Below are 18,693 nucleotides of genomic sequence, written 5' to 3'. Positions count from 1 at the left end.
GCTCCTGCACCGCGCGGTGAAGGAAGGCGAGATGACGCTGCTTCAGGCCAACCGCGAAAAGACCAAGGTCAAGCTGACCGCGGCCGATCCCGGCCCCACCGATACGATCGAGAAGCTGCCGCAGCAATTGCAGGACCTGATCACCCGCTCGATGAGCCTGCAGACGCGCGTGCGCCGCCTCGACACCAGCATCCACACCCCGCCGACGGACCGCATGCCGATCGGCAATCCCCTGGTGCCCCAGCTCAACGCGCTCAAGGCCGCGTTCGAGGGGTAAGCGTTCAGGCGCAAGGGTGGGCAAAGGCGCAACTGCGCCTTGCCACCATCCATCCTTTCAGATCGTCGCGAGAAATGGCGGGCACGCTTCGCTTTGCCCACCCTACAGACCTTTGGCTCGTTTGAGGGCTCAAACAAAAACGCCCCTGGTCTCCCAGGGGCGTTTTTCGTCGCGGCCTGATCGGCCGGATCAATCCTTCTTGAGGAAGCCCGAGAACTTCTTCTGGAACCGGGAGACGCGGCCGCCGCGGTCCATGATCTGGGCGGAGCCGCCGGTCCAGGCCGGGTGCGACTTCGGGTCGATGTCGAGCTGGAGCTTGTCGCCTTCCTTGCCCCAGGTGGAGCGGGTCTGGTACTCGGTACCGTCGGTCATCACGACGGTAATCGTATGATAATTCGGGTGAATCTCGGCTTTCATGGCAATTCCTCGGCGCCCCGGCGCCTCATTGAGTGGCTAGCGAATGACGGATTTGGGCGGCTCTATACCCCACGAAACCTCGCAAAACAAGCCATTGCGGGATGAGCGAACCGGGCTTGCCCCTAAGGGACATCCCGGATTTGCTACTACCTTTGCACCAGCCTATTGGGAGCGGACTAATCCAATGGGTCGGATCTCATGAGCGCAGTGGAACGGCTTGATGACGTCGATCAGGGCGAGATGAACGCCGCGGACACCCCTTCGATCGAGGCCGAGCTGATCGAGCAGCCGGCCAAAGGTCGGGCAAAGCTGCGGCCGCTGATGGCGCTGGCGCCCTATGTGGGTCGCTATCGCGGCCGCGCGGCGCTTGCCTTCGTCGCGCTGACGATTGCCGCGCTGACCACGCTTTTGGTGCCGGTCGCGGTGCGGCGGATGATCGATTTCGGCTTCACGCCGGAAGGCATCGCGCTGATCAACAGCTATTTTGCGGTGATGATCGCGGTGGTCGCGGTGCTCGCGCTGGCAAGCGCGGCGCGCTACTACCTCGTGATGACGATCGGCGAGCGCATCGTCGCCGATCTCCGCCGCGACGTGTTCGGCCATCTGCTCTCGCTCTCGCCGACCTTCTTCGATTCCGCACGCAGCGGCGAGCTGGTCTCGCGGCTCACCGCCGACACCACCCAGATCAAGTCCGCGGTCGGCGCGTCGGTGTCAATCGCACTGCGCAACATGATGATGTTCTTGGGCGCGGTCGCGATGATGGTGATCACGAGCCCACGCCTCTCGGGCTTCGTGCTGCTCGCCATTCCCCTGATCGTGCTGCCGCTGGTCGCCTTCGGGCGCTGGGTGCGGCGGCTGTCGCGCAACGCGCAGGATACGCTCGCCGACGCCTCGGCCTATGCCTCCGAGCTGGTCGGTGCCATCCGCACCGTGCAGGCCTATACCAGCGAGCAGCTCGCCGGAAAGCGCTTCGGCGGCGAGGTCGAGCAGGCCTATGAGGCGGCGCGCACCTCGACACAGGCGCGCGCAGTGCTGACCGCCATCATCATCTTCATCGTGTTCACGAGCGTGGTCGCGATCCTCTGGATCGGCTCGCATGACGTCCTGATCGGCTCGATCACGCCCGGCCGTCTCGGTCAGTTCGTGCTCTACGCGGCATTTGCCGCCGCCGGCCTTGGCCAGCTCAGCGAGGTCTGGGGCGAGGTCGCGGCCGCCTCCGGTGCCGCCGAGCGCCTGTTCGAGATCCTGCACGTGCAGCCGGAGATCACGGCGCCGGCGATGCCGCGCGCGCTGCCGTCGCCCGCGCGCGGCGAGGTCGGCTTTGACAAGGTGAGCTTCGCCTATCCGGCGCGGCCCGACGTCAAGGTGCTCGATGGCGTTTCGCTCAACGTACGCCCCGGCGAGAAGGTTGCGATCGTCGGTCCGTCCGGCGCCGGCAAGAGCACGCTGTTTCATCTCCTGCTGCGGTTCTACGATCCGAAGCTGGGCGCGATCGCGCTCGACGGCGTGCCGGTCAGATCGGCTGATCCGCGTGAGTTGCGCGCGCGCATCGCGCTGGTGCCGCAGGAATCGGTGGTGTTCGCCGCTACCGCCCGCGAGAACATCCGCTTCGGCCGGCCCGACGCGACCGACCCCGAGGTCGAGCGTGCCGCCGAGCTGGCGCACGCCGCCGAGTTCATCCGCCGCCTGCCGGAAGGGTTTGAGACCCCGCTTGGCGAGCGCGGCGTGACGCTGTCCGGCGGCCAGCGCCAGCGCATCGCGATCGCGCGCGCGATCCTGCGCGATGCGCCACTGCTGCTGCTGGATGAAGCAACCTCGTCGCTGGACGCGGAAAGCGAGACGCTGGTTCAGACTGCGCTGGAAGAGCTGATGAGCCATCGCACCACGATCGTGATCGCCCATCGCCTCGCCACCGTGCTGTCATGCGACCGCATCCTGGTGATGGACCAGGGCCGGATCGTCGAGCAGGGCACGCATGCCGAGCTGGTCGCGGCGAACGGGCTCTATGCGCGGCTGGCAAGGTTGCAGTTCGAGGGGGCGTGAGGGCGCCTCCCGGTCCAAACCTCGAAAACAACCCCATGCAAAGTAGAACGGCAGTTGCCGGTGGCGGGGCGTAAGTGCCTCAAGTTCCTGTCATTGCCGCGCTCGCAATGACGGCCGGGTGCGGGGCTGGCTGCCGCGCCTACGGCTTCCATTCCATCTTCAGCACCGGCCGTCCCGAGGTCGGGTTCACGTCGTCGCCCGCGTGGGCAAAGCCGTTGCGCTCGTAGAAGCGGATGGCGCGGGTGTTGTCCTTGTTGACGAGCAGCGTGACGCCTTTCGGCGAGAGGCGCTTGGCCTCATCCACAAGAAGCCGCGCAGTATCCGAACCCCATTGTCCGGGATCGACCACGAGCTGGTCGAGATAACCTTCGCCGTCGATGGTGACGAAGCCGATCAGCGCGCCGTCCTGCTCGGCGACGACGATCGCCGCCTTCGGCACCAGATCCTTGCGCCAGCGCTCGCGCCACCAGTCGCGCCGCGCCGCGAAGTCGATCTGCGGATAGGCCTGCTGCCAGGTGCGATGCCACAGATCGATCGCCGCCGCCTCGTCCTCGGCGCGATAGGGGCGGAGGTGGAAGCTCACTACCGCTCCGTTAGCTTCAGCTCGATGCGGCGGTTCCGCTTGAAGGCGTCCTCGGTGTTGCCGGTGTCGAGCGGCTGGAATTCGGCAAAGCCGGCGGCGACCAGGCGCTCGGCGGGCACGCCGAGCGAGATCAGGTATTGCACCACCGAGATCGCGCGGGCCGATGACAATTCCCAGTTGGACTTGAAGTTGGCACCGCTGACCGGCCGCACGTCGGTATGGCCATCGACGCGCAGCACCCAGGGGATCTCGCTCGGGATCTTGCCGTTGAGCTCGTTCAGCGCGCTTGCGACCGTGTCGAGCTCGGTGCGGCCCTCGGGTAGGAGCGTTGCCTGGCCGGTGTCGAAGAACACTTCGGACTGGAACACGAAGCGGTCGCCGACGACGCGGATGTCGGGACGGTTGCCGAGGATCGCGCGCAGGCGGCCGAAGAATTCCGAGCGATAGCGCGACAATTCCTGCACCCGCTGGGCCAAAGCCACGTTGAGGCGAGAACCCAGATCGGCAATCCGCGTCTGCGATTCCTTGTCGCGCTTCTCGGAGGCGTCGAGTGCTTCCTCGAGCGCTGCCAATTGCCGCCGCAGTGCGCTGATCTGCTGGTTCAGCACCTCGATCTGCGCCAGCGCGCGCGCGGACACCTGCTTCTCGGAGTCCAGCGCCTTGCTGAGCTCGGTGGTCTTGCCCTGCGCATCGTTGCCGGCATTCGCAAGTCCCTCATAGAGGCCCTTGAGGCGGTTGCGCTCGGACTCGGCCGAGGCGAGGCCAGCCTTGAGCTGCGACACCTGGTCGTCGAGGCTGAGCTTGCCGAGCTTTTCCAGCGACAACAGCTCGTTGAGCTGCGCGATCTTGGCGTTGAGCTGCTCCAGCGCCTTGTCCTTGCCGGTGACCTCCTGCGACAGGAAGAACTGCACGACCAGGAAGACCGAGAGCAGGAACACGATCGACAGCACCAGCGTCGACAGCGCGTCGACGAAACCGGGCCAGTAGTTGAAGGGGCCTTCGCTGCGGCGGGCGCGGGCAAGAGCCATCTCGCTTGTCTCCACTTTCTTGTCCCGGACGCGGCGCAGCGTGCAACGCTGCTCCGCAGAGTCGGGACCCACATTTCAAGTAACGCTGGGCCCCGGCTCAGCAGCGCGCCACTGCGTGCTGCGCTGCGTCCGGGGCACGGTAGCCCAGCGAGTACTCAACTCTTCTCCGGCTGGCGGGCGAGGCGCTCGAGCAGGCGGCGGATCTCGCGGTTCTGCTCGCCCTGGCCGTCGGCCCATTCGCGGATCATCTGCTGCTCGGTTCGCATGTGCGAGACCAGCGCCTGGATGGCTTCGGCAAGGCTTGCCATCGCCGCAGTCGTGCCGCGGCTCGCGTTGCCTTCCTCGAGCACCGAGCGCAGCCGCTCCACCGCGGCCTGGAGCTCGCCGGAAGCCACACCGCCGCCGCTGGCGACGGCCGCCACCTCGCCGCTGCCATATTCGCGCACGGTGGTGGCGAGCCAGTCTTCGAGGTCGGTGTAGAAGCGGTTCTGCGCCTGGCTCGATTGCAGGTCGAGGAAGCCGAGGATCAGCGAGCCGGCGAGGCCGAACAGCGAGCTGGAGAACGAGATACCCATGCCGCCAAGCGGGGCAGCTAGGCCTTCCTTCAGCGTATCGAAGAGAGCGCCGGCGTCGCCGCCGACCTTCAATCCGTCGATCACCTTGCCGACTGAGCCAACGGTCTCGATCAGGCCCCAGAAGGTGCCGAGCAGGCCGAGGAAGACCAGCAATCCCGTCATATAGCGGGAGATGTCGCGGGCCTCGTCCAGGCGGGTCGCGATCGAATCGAGCAGGTGCCGCATGGTCTGCTGGGTGATGCTCATCCGCCCGGACCGCTCGCCGCCGAGAATCGCCGCCATCGGGGCCAGCAGTCTCGGATGGCGCGACGGCGCAAGCCCGGGATCCGCGATACGGAAATTGTTGACCCAGGAGACCTCGGGATAGAGCCGGATCACCTGCCGGAATGCCAGGATGATGCCGATGAACAGCACACCGCCGATCAGGGCGTTCAGCCCGGGATTGGCGAAGAAGGCGGTGATGATCTGCTTGTAGAGCACGACCCCGACCAGCGAGCAGAGCACCAGAAACACCAGCATCCGGACCAGGAACACGCTGGGGGAGGATAGTTTGATGTAGTTGATGTCCATGGGGGAGCGGGGCGAAGTGCCAGGCTTCATGGCCGATGTCATCCGTTGCGAAACCTCGAATTGCAGCCTGCACTATGGCACAGAGCCAGCCCAAAAAAAGCGGGAAGGGGCCGATTTCAGGGGTAACCAGGGAACCTAAAGCTGAAACCGGGCTTTGAAGCTTTGGTACTTTGTAAAACTCCGGCGTTCCCGAAGACTCAAGTCGGATTTTTTGCATGATGACCTATCGCGGGGCGCTTCGCGCGCTTTCGCCTGCGATTCCGACGACGTTCGCCTGGATGGCAGCGGACCAGCAATTCCGGCCCGGTGGACGTCATCTGGGCTTTTTCGGCCGGACTGGTCGGCGCCGGCAGTCTTCGTTGGCTGGTCTCCGAGCCTGCGCCGGCGATCGCTACCGCGCCTGTCAGGCGCGAACCAGCGCCTTTTTCCACTCCTGCTCAGAGCCACGGTCAAGGGAGCGACCCCATGAGCTTCGTCTCCACCATCATCGAGACCGCCGAACGCGTGCCGTTACCTGACGTGGTCGTCCGCGCCGCGATTCAGCGGCTGTGCTCGCGCACCGCGACGCGCCTTGCTGACCGCACGGCGGCGGATGACACGGCTTTCGCCGGCCAGATGATGCTGCGGCCGATCGCCGAGCATGCCGATGCCGCCAACATCCAGCACTGCGAGGTGCCATTTGCTTTCTTCGCGGCGGTGCTCGGCCCCAAACGCAAATATTCGTCCTGCTTCTACAACACGGCTGCGACCACGTTGCAGGAGGCGGAAGAAGAAGCCTTGCGCCAGACCGTCGCGCATGCCGATCTTGCCGACGGGCAGTCGATCCTCGAGCTCGGCTGCGGCTGGGGTTCGCTGTCGCTGTGGATGGCGCGGCAGTTTCGGCATGCCGAGGTGACGGCGGTCTCGAACTCACATTCGCAGCGCGACCATATCGAGGAGGAGGCGCGACGGCGTGGCCTGCAAAACCTCCGCGTCGTCACGTCTGACATGAACGTGTTCGCACCCGACCGCCGCTTCGATCGCATCGTCTCGGTGGAGATGTTCGAGCGCATGATGAACTGGCGCAAGCTCCTGACGAACGTTCGCTCCTGGCTCGATGTCGACGGACGCTTCTTCATGCATATCTTCACCCATCGCTCGGGCTCGTATTTGTTCGACCGTACCGACCGCGACGACTGGGTTGCGCAGCATTTCTTCACTGGCGGCGTGATGCCGAGCCATCACCTTGTCAGGCAATATCCCGACCTGTTCGAGGTCGAGAAGGAATGGTGCTGGAGCGGCACGCACTATCAGCGCACCGCGAACGACTGGCTGGTCAATTTCGACCGCAATCGTGAAGCCATTGAAGCGGCCTTGCGCCAGGTCTATGGCAACGACACCGTATTGTGGATGCGTCGCTGGCGCTGGTTTTTCCTCGCCACCGCAGGCCTGTTCGGCCACGCCGACGGCACCGAATGGGGCGTCAGCCATTACCGCATGAAGGCGGTGGCATAGGGCGCGTGCTCGCCATCAGGCGTGCCGCGGATGGTGTGCACGGGTCTGCTGTGCCTCTGATCGCGGCGCGATAGCGGAGCTCAGACCAGGTCTGAGTTGGGGCCGATATCCGAAGTCTGCGCGCCAAACCAAGCGCGGAACCGGTTGGTCATCGGAGGGGCTCGTCAAACCATACTGCGAAGCCCCAAGTTGGGTGAGGGTTTCTCCGCATTGAAACCGGTCTTTCAACGGGTCTCAGTCCCTTGATTCAGATCAAGGGACTTGCGGATCACAACCCATGTCATTGCGGCTTCGAAAGAAATGTCGGATGTCGACCCCTTGAGCGGCCTTGACCGGTTCTAGACGTCGGCCGATAGGCAGAATGGCATGAGCGCAGCAGCGAATGCGAACACGACCAACGAGGTGGTGCCCTGGCACGCGATACCTCAGCATGAGGTCGTCGAGCGACTTGCTACCAGCTGCGAGAAAGGGCTTGCTCCGGCCGAGGCTACGGCCCGACTTCAGAAATTCGGTCAGAACCGCTTGCCCGAAGGCAGGAAACGCGGCGCGTTTGCGAGGCTTCTCGCACAGTTCAACAACATCCTGGTCTACGTGCTGCTCGCCGCGGGGTTCACCAAGTTGATGCTGAACCTGTGGGTCGACGCGGCGATCATCTTTGGCGTGGTCGTTCTCAACGCGCTCCTCGGATTCATTCAGGAGGGCAAGGCCGAGAAGGCACTGGATTCCATCCGCAATTTGCTGACCGCCGAGGCCAGGGCGGTACGCGGTGGGGAAACCCGCATGATTCCAGCGGAGCAGCTCGTTCCGGGCGACGTCGTGCTCCTGGAGTCGGGCGACAAGATTCCTGCGGATCTGCGACTGTTCGAGACAAAGAACCTGCGGACCGAAGAGGCGGCCCTCACTGGTGAATCGGTGCCGGCAGAAAAGGGCGTCGACGCGGTGCCTGCGAACGCGACGGTCGGCGATCGCGAGAACATGGCATTTTCCGGCACCATGGTCGTATCCGGTCGTGCGACCGGACTGGTCGTCGCGACCGGCACTCAGACCGAACTCGGCCGCATCAACCAGTTGCTCGCCGACGTCAGCCCGCTCGAGACTCCGCTGCTGCGCCAGATCAAGAAATTTGGCTACGCCATCAGCGCGGCAATCGGGGTGATCAGCGTCCTGATCTTCGCCTACGGCAAGTGGGTGAAAGGGATCGACTTTGTGGAGCTCTTCCAGGCAGTCGTCGGCATCGCCGTATCGCTTATCCCGGAAGGACTACCTGCACTCATCACGATCACCCTGGCCATCGGCGTCCAGCGCATGGCCCAGCGCAACGCGATTATCCGGCGGTTGCCCGCAGTCGAGACGCTCGGCTCCGTGTCGCGGATCTGCTCTGACAAGACGGGTACGCTGACGCTCATGGAGATGATGGTGGTATCCGCCGTCACAGCCGAGTCGGCGTATCAGGTCACCGGCGATGGCTATTCTCCCGCGGGAGAAATCAAAAAGGACGGACAGCCCGCCGGCAAGGATCCGGTCCTTGCGCTGATGGGGCGCGTGTCCCTGCTCTGCAACGACGCGGAACTGTTCCAGGAGGAGGGCACCTGGAAGGTGGAGGGCGATCCGACCGAGGGCGCACTCTATCCGTTCGCGGCAAAGCTCGGCATGGATCGGCAGCTCGAGCAGGCTGCATCTCCGCGTATCGACGCCATTCCGTTTGAATCCGAGCACAAGTTTATGGCAACGCTCCAGAGAGATGCGAACGGCGAGCAAGTCCTGCTCGTCAAGGGCGCTCCGGAAGTCATTCTTGAACACTGCGATCGCCAGCAGACCGGCGATGGCCAGTCGAGCCCGCTCGACCGCAATCGCTTCTCGGAACAATCGGACAGGCTCGCGGCCCAAGGTGAACGTGTGCTGGCGTTCGCGTGGCTCCGGAACCCGAATGTGAAGGCTGGCAGTCTCACCGCGGCCGATCTGCCAAGGACGCTGGTCCTGCTCGGCCTGATCGGCCTCCTGGATCCGCCGCGCAAGGAGGCGATCGAAGCCGTGAAGGAGTGCCAAGGTGGTGGCATCCGCGTCACCATGATCACCGGCGATCACAAGATCACCGCCGCGGCCATCGCCAAGATGCTTGGGCTCGGCGACGGCAAGACCGCGATCACGGGCGCCGAAATCGAGGACATGGACAGCGCGACGCTGCAGGAACGAGTTCGCGCCGTCGACGTCTTCGCGCGCGCCAGCCCCGAACACAAGCTGCGCCTGGTGAAAGCGATCCAGGCCAACAATCAAATCGTGGCGATGACGGGTGACGGTGTGAACGACGCGCCTTCTCTCAAGAAAGCCGACATCGGGGTCGCGATGGGTATCAAGGGCACCGAGGTCACGAAGGAAGCTGCTGAAATGATCCTTGCCGACGATAACTTCGCCTCGATCTCGGCGGCGGTGAAGGAAGGGCGCACCGTCTACAACAATATCGAGAAGGCCATGCTATTCATGCTGCCGACCAACGTCGCGCAGGCGCTGGTCATTGCGGTGGCGATCTTTGTCGGGTTCACCATGCCGATCACGGCTCCGCAAGTGCTCTGGGTCAATATGGTCACCTCGGTCGCGCTGGGCCTCGTCATCTCCTTCGAGCCGCACGAGATCGATGTGATGCAACGGCCCCCGCGCGCAGTAGACCGCCCGATCGTGACCGGCTTCGGCATCTGGCGGATCATCTTTGTCGGCCTGGCGCTCCTTGCCTACACCTTGCTGGCGTTCTTCTGGATGACGAAGCAAGGCGCATCGGATGGGCTGGCCCGAACGGTAGCGGTCAACGCCATCACAATCGGCCAGGTCTTCTATTTGCTGAATAGCCGCTACCTGCTCGATTCGTCGCTCTCCCTGAAGGCGCACATGGGCAACGCGTACTTGCCGCTCGGCATCGCTGCCGTCGTGATCCTGCAACTGATCTTCACCTACGTGCCACCGGTCCAGGCGATGTTTGGCAACGAATCTGTTCCGCTTTGGGTGTGGCCCTGGCTTCTCGCGGGCGGATTGCTGTTCTTCCTCGTGGTCGAGGCAGAGAAGCTCGTCATCCGCTCGTCAAGCGCCTTGCGGAAGGTTGTCCTTGCAGCGGAAGCAGGCGAATGAGACGGCTCGTCTTGCGCCTCGGCAGTCAAGCTTCACGTGCAAGTTCCGCACGCGCCGTGGCCAGCTCCTTTTTCTGCTCCGAACTTACCTTCGGATAGGCGAGGTCGAGTTTCTCCACTGCCTCCACGATTGCCGCGGCGACGACAAGACGGGTGAACCACCTGTTGTCGGCCGGCACCACGTACCACGGCGCCTGCTCCGATGCAGTGGCCGTGATCGCCGCTTCGTACGCGCCCATGTAATCGGCCCAGTACCTGCGCTCGCGCACGTCCGACGCGGAGAACTTCCAGTTCTTTTCGGGATTGTCGAGGCGCTTCATGAAGCGTTTCTTCTGCTCTGCGCGCGACACATGCAGAAAGAACTTGAGGATGACCGTGCCCTGCCGGGTGAGGTAATCCTCAAAGCGCGCGATGTCTGCCAGCCGTTCGCCCCAGATCCTCCTGCCCACGAACGACGACGGCAGCCTCTGCCGCTTCAGGATATCCTCGTGAACGCGCACAATGAGGACCTCCTCGTAATAGGAACGATTGAAGATTCCGATCCGTCCACGCTCCGGCAGACGCGAGACGTAGCGCCACATGAAGTCATGTGCGAGATCCTCTTGTGAGGGCTGCTTGAACGAAAAGACCTGGCAGCCCTGCGGATTTACCCCCGACATGACGTGTTTGATGGTGCTGTCCTTGCCAGCCGCATCCATGGCCTGGAACACGAGCAGGAGCGACCAACGGTCCTGGGCGTAAAGCATGTCCTGTTCTTCTGCGAGCCACCGAGTGCCCCGCTGAAGAAGGTCGGCAGCTTCGCCCTTTTCCATGTTCAGACCGCGCGTGTCGCCGGGGTCGAAATCTCCGAGCTGAAAGCCCTTGCCGCTGGAGATACGGAACGGGTGGATGTACTTCTGGATCTGGTCGAGAATCTCTTTTCTCGGCATGGAGTGTCCTCCGTCTTAAGACAAAGACAATCTCGCGCTGTCTGCGCCGGCCCGGGCTTGACCCGCTCTCCGACAGCCTTGATGGGCAGTGCGTCATCCTATCATGGTGGCAGGGTTACGTGCGTCGCGGCGGGTGCCGCGCGGGCGCATGGCGGCAATCCCACGCGGAACGAGGCTTCGTCCGTCGATCATGAGACGGTATCGATGCCAGTCCGAATCCTTGGGGCCTGGGACTAGAATGCCTGGGACCAGAATACTTGGCACTACGATACTTTGGGACTAAACCGACGTCTGGTCGAGTTATACCGAGTCACTAGCCAGGCCGTACCTCAGCACGGTCACCTCATACTCGCGCGCAATGGCGTCATCCAAGTGCCCGGTGCTACCTAACGAACGCAGAGCGAAAAGCAACGGAACCGGCCCGCGAGCAGGCAGTTGCAGGACAAGGTCGGCGGTGTAACGCCCGCCGGCCTTTGCCTTGATCGAGCCGCAGTCATTGGTGTCGACTGCCACAGTTGGTTGCGGAGAGTGCGTCATGAGAAACATCGCCGACCTCCTCATGCGGTTTTGGCAAGGAAGCCAGCCCGCGTCCAATACTCAGGTCGCGGCGATGGCCGACAATCGGGATCGATCCAGCATGGCCGATTTTGTCCGCATCCTGCAGGCCTGCGATCAAGACCAGTACGGCAGGAGTTAGGGCCGATCGCGTCGGACCGCACGGGGGGCATTTGGATCTGCCGTGTCCGTTCAGGGGCACAAGCGGCAACGCTGATTGATCGCGAGATTCGGCTCAGCCGTCAGAAGTCGAATGATCTACATCTTTACCGTGCACGCCGGGCTCGTAGCGCTCCCTTGCGATGTTCTGTCGCAGCAGGGCGGCACGGCGCCCGACTCACAATCCAGTGAGCTCTGAAAACGACCACGAACTCAGCGCCCTAGCGCGTGTGACATTGCGCCGCCCGCTTCATGCTTTGCGTCGCAGCACGTGCATTCTATTTTGACCATGTCAGCCGCGCGGAATCTCTTCGACATCGTGCGTGCTGCTTTGTTCAACAATACCGGGGCACCCCACTTCATGTCAGGACTTCGAGCGCGATCGGCATGCGTTGCAATGATGCTCGCGGCCCTTGCGCCGCTGCTTGCGGGCTGTGATGAATCCAGCTCTGCAGTCTCCGCCACCCAACCTTCCGAACCCGATGTCAGCATCGTCGTCGTCAAGCCGCAATCGCGCGCCGTGGTGCGCGAGTTGCCCGGCCGCATCGCGCCGACACGCGTCGCGGAGGTGCGGCCGCGCGTCTCCGGCATTGTCGTCGAGCGCCTGTTCCGCCAGGGCAGCGAGGTGAAGGCCGGAGAAGCGCTCTATCGCATCGACCCGCGGCCGTTCGAGGTCGAGGTGATGGCGAACGAGGCCGGGCTCGCCAAGGCCGAGGCCGCGCTGATGCAGGCGCAGCAGCAGGCGCGCCGTATCGCCACGCTCACCAGCCAGCGCGCCGCGCCGGAAGCCGAGAACGAGAAGACGATTGCCGCCGAGCGCCAGGCCCAGGCCGAGGTCGAGGGCCGCAAGGCGGAGCTCGCGCGCGCCAGGCTCAACCTCGATTACGCCACCGTGCGCGCGCCGATCGATGGCGTGGTCGGTGCGGCCATCGTGAGCGAAGGCGCGCTCGTGGTGCAGAACGAGACCAATCTGGCCACCGTGCAGCAGCTCGATCCGATCTATGCGGACTTCACCCAGTCGGTCACCGAGATGAACCAGCTTCGCCGTGCCTTCGAGAACGGCGATCTCGATCGCATCGCGGCCGATGCCGCAAAAGTCCGCCTCGTGCTCGACGACAACACGACCTATTCGCTCGACGGCAAGCTCCTGTTCTCCGACGCCAAGGTCGACGCCCATACCGGGCAGGTGACGCTGCGCGGCGAGTTCCGCAATCCCAAGCGCGAATTGCTGCCCGGCATGTATGTCCGCGTCCGCATCGATCAGGGCATCGATTCCGATGCCATCGCGGTGCCCCAGCAGGCAATCCAGCGCAATGGCGGCGGCGGCAGCGAGGTGTTCGTCGTCAAGGACGACAACCGCATCGCGGTGCAGCCGGTGCGCACCGGCTCGGTGCAGGACGGCATCTGGTTCGTCACCGACGGACTGAAGGCCGGCGACAAGGTCGTGGTCGAAGGTTTCCAGAAGTTCGCTGCCGGCGACAAGGTCAAGCCGCAGTCCTGGGCCGAGGCCGACGCCACGGCGGATGCCCAGCACGCGCAGACGTTGCGGTAGCGCGCCATGCCGAGCTTCTTCATCGACAGGCCGATCTTCGCCTGGGTGGTCGCGCTGTTCATCTGCTTGATCGGCGCGATCTCGATCCCGCTGTTGCCGGTCGCGCAATATCCGATCATCGCGCCGCCCTCGATCTCGATCTCGACGAGCTATCCCGGCGCCTCGCCGGAAAATCTCTACAACAGCGTCACGCGACTGATCGAGGAGGAGCTCAACGGCGCCTCCGGCATCCTGAATTTCGAATCGACCAGCGACTCGCTCGGCCAGGTCGAGATCATCGCCAACTTCGTGCCGGGAACTGATACGGGCGCGGCCTCGGTCGAGGTGCAGAACCGAATCAAGCGCGTCGAGGCACGCCTGCCGCGCGCGGTGATCCAGCAGGGCATTTTGATCGAGGAAGCCTCCAGCGCGGTGCTTCAGATCATCACGCTGAACTCGACCGACGGCAGCCTGGATGAGGTCGGGCTCGGCGACTTCATGATCCGCAACGTGCTCGGCGAGATCCGCCGTATCCCCGGCGTTGGCCGCGCCACGCTGTATTCGACGGAGCGCTCGCTTCGCGTCTGGGTCGATCCGGCCAAGCTCGTCGGCTACGGGCTGACGGCGGATGACGTCAACAAGGCGATCAGCGCGCAGAACGCGCAGGTCGCCTCGGGCAGCATCGGCGCCGAGCCGTCGACGGCCGACCAGCGCATCTCCGCGCTGGTGCTGGTCAAGGGCCAGCTCTCCTCCCCGGATGAATTCGGTGCCATCATCCTGCGGGCCAATCCCGATGGCTCGACCGTTCGGCTGCGCGACGTCGCGCGGGTCGAGGTCGGCGGCCTCAGCTATCAGTTCAACACCCGCCTGAACGGCAAGCCGACCGCGGGCCTCTCGGTGCTGCTGTCTCCGACAGGCAATGCGCTGGCGACTGCGAGCGCAGTCGAGGCCAAGATGAAGGAGCTGTCGCGCTTCTTCCCCGCCAATATCAGTTATGAAATTCCCTACAACATCACGCCTGTCGTCGAGGCCTCGATCAAGAAGGTGCTGTCGACGCTGGTCGAGGCCGTGGTGCTGGTGTTCGTGGTGATGTTCCTGTTCCTGCAGAATATCCGCTACACCATCATTCCGACCATCGTCGTGCCGGTGGCGCTGTTCGGCGCCTGCACCGCGCTGCTGCTCGCCGGCTATTCCATCAACATGCTCTCGATGTTCGGCATGGTGCTCGCGGTCGGCATCCTCGTCGACGACGCCATCGTCGTGGTCGAGAACGTCGAGCGCATCATGGCCGAGGAAGGCCTGCCGCCGAAGGAGGCGACGCGCAAGGCGATGTCGCAGATATCAGGCGCCATCATCGGCATCACGCTGGTGCTGATGGCGGTGTTCGTGCCGATGGCGTTCTTCCCGGGCTCGGTCGGCATCATCTACCGTCAGTTCTCGGTCACCATGGTCGCCGCCATCGGTTTCTCGGCGTTCCTCGCGCTGTCGCTGACGCCGGCGCTGTGCGCCACGCTGCTCAAGCCCGTCGCGGCCGGCCACGGTCACGCGAAGAAGGGCGTGTTCGGCTGGTTCAACCGCATGCTCGAAGGCGGCAAGGAAGGCTATTCCCGCACCGTCGGCTTCTCGCTGAAGCGCACGGGCCGGCTGATGCTGGTCTATGCCGCGCTCCTCGTCGGCCTGTCCTGGGCCTTCGTCAACCTCCCCGGCGGCTTCCTGCCCGTCGACGACCAGGGCTTTGTCACCACCGACGTGCAGGCGCCGTCGGATTCGTCCTATGCCCGCACCGAGGCCGTGATCGAAAAGGTCGAAAAATATCTCGCGATGCGTCCCGGTGTGAAGGACGTCACCTTCCTCACCGGCTTCAGCTTCTCCGGCCAGGGCATGAACACAGCGCAGGCCTTCATCACGCTGAAAGACTGGTCGGAGCGCGGTCCGAAGGAGTCTGCCGCCGCGATCGTATCCGACATCAACCGTGACCTGTCGTCGATCCGCGACGCAAAGATCTCGGCGCTGCAGCCGCCGCCGATCGACAATCTCGGCAACTCCTCGGGCTTCTCGTTCCGCCTTCAGGATCGCGGCCAGAAGGGCTATGCGGCGCTGATGCGCGCGGCCGACCAGCTCATCGCGGAAGCCAATGCGAGCCCGGTGCTGCAAAAAGTCTATATCGAGGGCCTGCCCGAGGCGGGCGTGGTCAATCTCGTGATCGATCGCGAGAAGGCCGGCGCCTTCGGCGTCACGTTTGAAGACATCAACAACACCATCTCGACCAATCTCGGCTCGAACTACATCAACGACTTCCCGAACCGCGGTCGCATGCAGCGTGTCGTGGTGCAGGCCGACGCACGCGACCGCATGAAGACCGAGGACATCCTCAACTACAACGTCAAGAACAGCCGCGGCCAGCTCGTGCCGTTCTCCTCCTTCGCGACGGTCGAATGGTCGCGTGGGCCAACGCAGATCGCGGGCTTCAACTACTATCCGGCGGTGCGCATATCGGGCGAGGCAAAACCCGGCTTCACCTCGGGCGATGCGATCGCCGAGATGGAGCGGCTTGCCGGCAAATTGCCGCGCGGCTTCGGCTATGAATGGACCGGTCAGTCGTTGCAGGAAAAGCTGTCGGGCTCGCAGGCACCGTTCCTGCTGGCGCTGTCGGTGCTCGTGGTGTTCCTGTGTCTGGCCGCGCTCTATGAGAGCTGGACCATTCCGCTCGCGGTGCTCTTGACCGTGCCGCTCGGCGTCACCGGTGCCGTGATCGCGGCGATGCTGCGAGGCCTGCCGAACGACGTCTATTTCACCGTGGGCCTGATCACCATCATCGGCCTTGCGGCAAAGGATGCGATCCTCATCATCGAGTTCGCCAAGGATTTGCGTAAGGAAGGCAAGCCGCTGGTGGAAGCCACCATCGAGGCCTGCCGCCTGCGCTTCCGCCCGATCCTGATGACTGGCCTTGCCTTCATCTGCGGCGTGCTGCCGATGGCGATCGCGCATGGTGCCGGCGGCGCCAGCCAGCAATCGCTCGGCACCGTCGTGATGGGCGGCATGATCGCGGTGGTCATTCTCGCCCTATTGATGGTGCCGGTGTTCTTCGTGTCCGTGCAGCGTGTGCTGGCGGGAGATCGGGAGAAGGTGGCGACGGGGAAAGGCGAGGCGTATGGGCCGCCGTCTCCGGTGAAGTCATAAAGTACGGTGTCATGCCCCGCCTTCGCTAAAGCTTCGGCGGGCCAAGCGTGTAAACCTCGGCGAAGCCTTGGCGTAGCCGGGTCGCGGATGATGACAGCGGAGGACGCGGCGCAGCCCTTGTGCCTACCCGGCCGACTTGCGCAAAATCTTCACCAATTCCCGGTGCACGAACTCGTTGCCACACACGACGTGGCCGGTGACCAGCGCATCGCCAGGGGTTTCGATGTCGCTGACGGTGCCGCCCGCTTCGCGGACCATGATCTGGCCGGCGGCGATGTCCCAGGATTGCAAATTACGCTCCCAGTAGCCGTCGAGGCGGCCGGCAGCGACGAAGGCGAGATCGAGGGAGGCGGCGCCGAAGCGGCGCAGGCCTGCGACCTGGTCCTGGATCGCGGTCATCTCGCGGCGGAAGGATTCGTGGTCGCCGCGGCCGATATGCGGCAGGCCGCAGGCAATGACACATTCGTTGAGCTGGCGCCGGCCGGCCACCCGCAGCCGCTGATCGTTGAGGAAGGCGCCCTTGCCGCGTTCGGCGATGTAGAGCTCGTCATTGGCGGGATTGTAGATCACACCCGCGATCACCGTGCCCTCGCGCGCCAGCGCGATCGAGATCGCGAATTGCGGAATGCCGTGCAGGAAGTTGGTGGTGCCGTCGAGGGGATCGACGATCCAGGTGTGGCTCTTGTCGGTGCCTTCTCGCGTGCCGCCTTCCTCGCCGATGAAACCATAGCCGGGGCGGGCCTTGGCGAGGTCCTGGTAGAGGATCTCTTCGGCGCGCTTGTCGGCGAGCGAGACGAAATTCGCAGGTCCCTTCAGCGAGACCTGCAAGTGCTCGATCTCGCCGAGATCGCGCTTGAGGCTGCGGCCGGCGCGACGCGCGGCTTTGACCATGACGTTGATAGTTGCGGAATACAGCATGAGATCAGTCTTGATTTGCGGGAATTCGGCCCTAAGGCGCGATTGGGATAAATCGTCATCGCGCTTCAGGTTGTTGTTTGAGCATGATTTTTTCGGAAAACCGCTACGCACTTTGCGCTAACGCGGCCCACCGGGTCCGGATCATGCTCTAGCCGCTGGATTTGGGGACTGGGTGCCCTGCGGCCGGGCTGGCGTCAAGTCATTTGGTCCCGAGCCATTTCTTGGCGGCGGCCTCGGCCTTGGCCCGGTCCTCGGGCGGCAGATCGGCCAATTGCTTGTCGAGATCGGGATCGCCCTTGCCGCCGGTCTTTGCGACCAGGTGCCATTTGAAGCCCTCGATCTTGTCGGCCGGGGTCCCCATGCCGTTGATCAGCACCCAAGCCAGCCGGTTCTGCGCGATCGGGCTGTTTTGTCGGGCCGCCTTGCGAAGCAACGCCACTGCCGCGGGCTGGTTCTTCGGCGTGCCGGTGCCGTTGAACAGCGCGATGGCATATTCGAGCTCGGCATCGACATTGTCGGCGAGCGAGGCCGCCTGCAAGAGCCGCACGGCCCGCTCGACGTCCTTCGGCACGCCAGTGCCTTCCTTGTAGAAGGTCGCGAGCGCGTATTGCGCCTCGGGCAGGCCTGCGTCCGCGGCCTGGCGCAGCAGCTCAGCGGAACGCTTGACGTCCTGTGGCAGCGTCTGCCCGTCGAGATAGAGCAGCGCGAGATTATAGGCGGCCTTGGGCGCGCCGAGCTTGGCGGATGAAGCGAGCAGTTTTACCGCATCGCCCTTGTCGACCGGGCCGCCGCGGCCGGCCATGCGCATCATCGCGAGCTCGAACATCGCCTCGCGGTCGCCGGCATCCGACGCGCGTTTGTACCATTCGGCGGCCTTGACATAGTCGCGCTTGATGCCGAGGGCGTTGGAATAGAGCTGGCCCAGCATGGTCATCGCCTTGGGATCGCCGGCTTGCGCTCGCGTGATCGCAAGATCGAAGGCGGTCTTGTACTGGCCGCGCTGATACGCGCCGTACACCAGGTCGGCATTGGAATTGTCGGTCGGCGGCGCCGGGATCACCGTCGCGGCCGCTGGCGGGCTGGGCGAGGCCGAGGGCTTTGGCGCAGGCGCAGCCTCCTTCTTCTTGGTGATCGCGTGCGGCTTGGCCGTAGATTTTTCCTTGGGATTTTCCTTGGAGCTTTCCTTGGAGCTTTCCTTGGGCTTCTCGGGCGCAGGGCTGGGCGTTGCCGCCGGCGGCGTCAACGAGAGCTGCGCGGCCGCAGGCGCGGCGAGGAGCAAAAGAGCCAGGAACGACGTGGAGAGCAGGGGCTTCATGAT

General features: G+C 64.1%; 15 protein-coding genes. 7 read left to right on the top strand and 8 right to left on the bottom strand.

Annotated elements, in window-relative coordinates; all coding sequences use genetic code 11:
* A partial coding sequence (locus tag SO140_RS07700) for a DUF1465 family protein (protein ID WP_498542398.1) occupies nt 1-277 on the top strand: 277 nt, incomplete at its 5' end.
* 189 nt (nt 278-466) lie between these two features.
* Here SO140_RS07700 and rpmE read toward each other — a convergent pair.
* Entirely contained in the window at nt 467-694 is a 228-nt protein-coding gene (rpmE, locus tag SO140_RS07695; protein ID WP_027521816.1) for a 50S ribosomal protein L31, read from the bottom strand.
* A 198-nt stretch (nt 695-892) separates the two neighbouring features.
* Here rpmE and SO140_RS07690 point away from each other — a divergent pair, with 198 nt between their 5' ends.
* The gene (locus SO140_RS07690) at nt 893-2,737 is read left to right on the top strand and encodes an ABC transporter ATP-binding protein/permease (protein ID WP_449376971.1); all 1,845 of its coding nucleotides are present in this window, start codon (nt 893-895) and stop codon (nt 2,735-2,737) included.
* Between the two features lie 139 nt (nt 2,738-2,876).
* Here SO140_RS07690 and SO140_RS07685 read toward each other — a convergent pair whose 3' ends face one another.
* The 3 genes from SO140_RS07685 to SO140_RS07675 all read right to left on the bottom strand — a co-directional run bounded on the left by SO140_RS07685 (nt 2,877) and on the right by SO140_RS07675 (nt 5,523).
* Nucleotides 2,877-3,320: a GNAT family N-acetyltransferase gene (locus tag SO140_RS07685; protein WP_449376970.1), complete on the bottom strand. Its 444-nt coding sequence runs from the start codon at nt 3,318-3,320 to the stop codon at nt 2,877-2,879.
* The gene (locus SO140_RS07680; protein WP_449376969.1) at nt 3,320-4,348 is read right to left on the bottom strand and encodes a peptidoglycan -binding protein; all 1,029 of its coding nucleotides are present in this window, start codon (nt 4,346-4,348) and stop codon (nt 3,320-3,322) included. The genes SO140_RS07685 and SO140_RS07680 overlap by 1 nt, the downstream gene beginning before the upstream one ends.
* Before the next feature lie 155 nt (nt 4,349-4,503).
* Nucleotides 4,504-5,523 carry a flagellar motor protein MotA gene (locus SO140_RS07675; RefSeq protein ID WP_449376968.1) on the bottom strand — a complete coding sequence of 340 codons (1,020 nt, stop codon included), beginning with the start codon at nt 5,521-5,523 and terminating at the stop codon, nt 4,504-4,506.
* Nucleotides 5,524-5,958: 435 nt separating this feature from the next.
* Between SO140_RS07675 and SO140_RS07670 the strand changes: the two genes are divergently transcribed.
* Nucleotides 5,959-6,987 (top strand): SAM-dependent methyltransferase, encoded by a 1,029-nt coding sequence (locus SO140_RS07670; RefSeq protein WP_449376967.1) that lies wholly within the window; start codon nt 5,959-5,961, stop codon nt 6,985-6,987.
* A gap of 366 nt (nt 6,988-7,353) precedes the next feature.
* Nucleotides 7,354-10,104 (top strand): HAD-IC family P-type ATPase, encoded by a 2,751-nt coding sequence (locus SO140_RS07665; RefSeq protein WP_449376966.1) that lies wholly within the window; start codon nt 7,354-7,356, stop codon nt 10,102-10,104.
* Between the two features lie 25 nt (nt 10,105-10,129).
* Here the strand turns inward: SO140_RS07665 and SO140_RS07660 are convergent, their stop codons facing one another.
* Complete coding sequence (locus SO140_RS07660) at nt 10,130-11,032, bottom strand: polyphosphate kinase 2 family protein (RefSeq protein WP_449376965.1); 903 nt, start codon at nt 11,030-11,032, stop codon at nt 10,130-10,132.
* Nucleotides 11,033-11,332: 300 nt separating this feature from the next.
* Nucleotides 11,333-11,578 (bottom strand): hypothetical protein, encoded by a 246-nt coding sequence (locus SO140_RS07655; RefSeq protein WP_449376964.1) that lies wholly within the window; start codon nt 11,576-11,578, stop codon nt 11,333-11,335.
* Here SO140_RS07655 and SO140_RS07650 point away from each other — a divergent pair.
* From SO140_RS07650 to SO140_RS07640, 3 genes are all read left to right on the top strand, one after another.
* A complete protein-coding gene (locus SO140_RS07650) occupies nt 11,568-11,729 on the top strand; it encodes a hypothetical protein (protein WP_449376963.1) in 162 nt (53 codons plus the stop codon). The two genes, SO140_RS07655 and SO140_RS07650, sit on opposite strands and share 11 nt — an antisense overlap.
* A gap of 378 nt (nt 11,730-12,107) precedes the next feature.
* Nucleotides 12,108-13,298, top strand: coding sequence for an efflux RND transporter periplasmic adaptor subunit (locus SO140_RS07645; RefSeq protein ID WP_449376962.1), 1,191 nt, complete (start codon nt 12,108-12,110; stop codon nt 13,296-13,298).
* Nucleotides 13,299-13,304: 6 nt separating this feature from the next.
* Nucleotides 13,305-16,457, top strand: a complete 3,153-nt coding sequence (locus tag SO140_RS07640) for a multidrug efflux RND transporter permease subunit (protein ID WP_449376961.1) — start codon at nt 13,305-13,307, stop codon at nt 16,455-16,457.
* A gap of 123 nt (nt 16,458-16,580) precedes the next feature.
* Here the strand turns inward: SO140_RS07640 and SO140_RS07635 are convergent, their stop codons facing one another.
* A complete protein-coding gene (locus SO140_RS07635; protein ID WP_449376960.1) occupies nt 16,581-17,375 on the bottom strand; it encodes an inositol monophosphatase family protein in 795 nt (264 codons plus the stop codon).
* Between the two features lie 199 nt (nt 17,376-17,574).
* Complete coding sequence (locus tag SO140_RS07630; protein WP_449376959.1) at nt 17,575-18,690, bottom strand: tetratricopeptide repeat protein; 1,116 nt, start codon at nt 18,688-18,690, stop codon at nt 17,575-17,577.
* Nucleotides 18,691-18,693 lie beyond the last annotated feature (3 nt).

It is taken from the genome of Bradyrhizobium sp. UFLA05-108 (assembly GCF_059803455.1).
This window is presented reverse-complemented; position numbering and strand designations above follow the sequence as displayed.

Excerpts from the sequence above, each read along its gene's own strand:
- rpmE (WP_027521816.1), bottom strand. The coding sequence starts at position 694 with ATGAAAGCCGAGATTCACCCGAATTATCATACGATTACCGTCGTGATG.
- SO140_RS07690 (WP_449376971.1), top strand. The coding sequence starts at position 893 with ATGAGCGCAGTGGAACGGCTTGATGACGTCGATCAGGGCGAGATGAAC.
- SO140_RS07680 (WP_449376969.1), bottom strand. The coding sequence starts at position 4,348 with ATGGCTCTTGCCCGCGCCCGCCGCAGCGAAGGCCCCTTCAACTACTGG.
- SO140_RS07675 (WP_449376968.1), bottom strand. The coding sequence starts at position 5,523 with ATGAAGCCTGGCACTTCGCCCCGCTCCCCCATGGACATCAACTACATC.
- SO140_RS07670 (WP_449376967.1), top strand. The coding sequence starts at position 5,959 with ATGAGCTTCGTCTCCACCATCATCGAGACCGCCGAACGCGTGCCGTTA.
- SO140_RS07665 (WP_449376966.1), top strand. The coding sequence starts at position 7,354 with ATGAGCGCAGCAGCGAATGCGAACACGACCAACGAGGTGGTGCCCTGG.
- SO140_RS07660 (WP_449376965.1), bottom strand. The coding sequence starts at position 11,032 with ATGCCGAGAAAAGAGATTCTCGACCAGATCCAGAAGTACATCCACCCG.
- SO140_RS07650 (WP_449376963.1), top strand. The coding sequence starts at position 11,568 with ATGAGAAACATCGCCGACCTCCTCATGCGGTTTTGGCAAGGAAGCCAG.
- SO140_RS07655 (WP_449376964.1), bottom strand. The coding sequence starts at position 11,578 with ATGTTTCTCATGACGCACTCTCCGCAACCAACTGTGGCAGTCGACACC.
- SO140_RS07645 (WP_449376962.1), top strand. The coding sequence starts at position 12,108 with ATGTCAGGACTTCGAGCGCGATCGGCATGCGTTGCAATGATGCTCGCG.
- SO140_RS07640 (WP_449376961.1), top strand. The coding sequence starts at position 13,305 with ATGCCGAGCTTCTTCATCGACAGGCCGATCTTCGCCTGGGTGGTCGCG.
- SO140_RS07635 (WP_449376960.1), bottom strand. The coding sequence starts at position 17,375 with ATGCTGTATTCCGCAACTATCAACGTCATGGTCAAAGCCGCGCGTCGC.
- SO140_RS07630 (WP_449376959.1), bottom strand. The coding sequence starts at position 18,690 with ATGAAGCCCCTGCTCTCCACGTCGTTCCTGGCTCTTTTGCTCCTCGCC.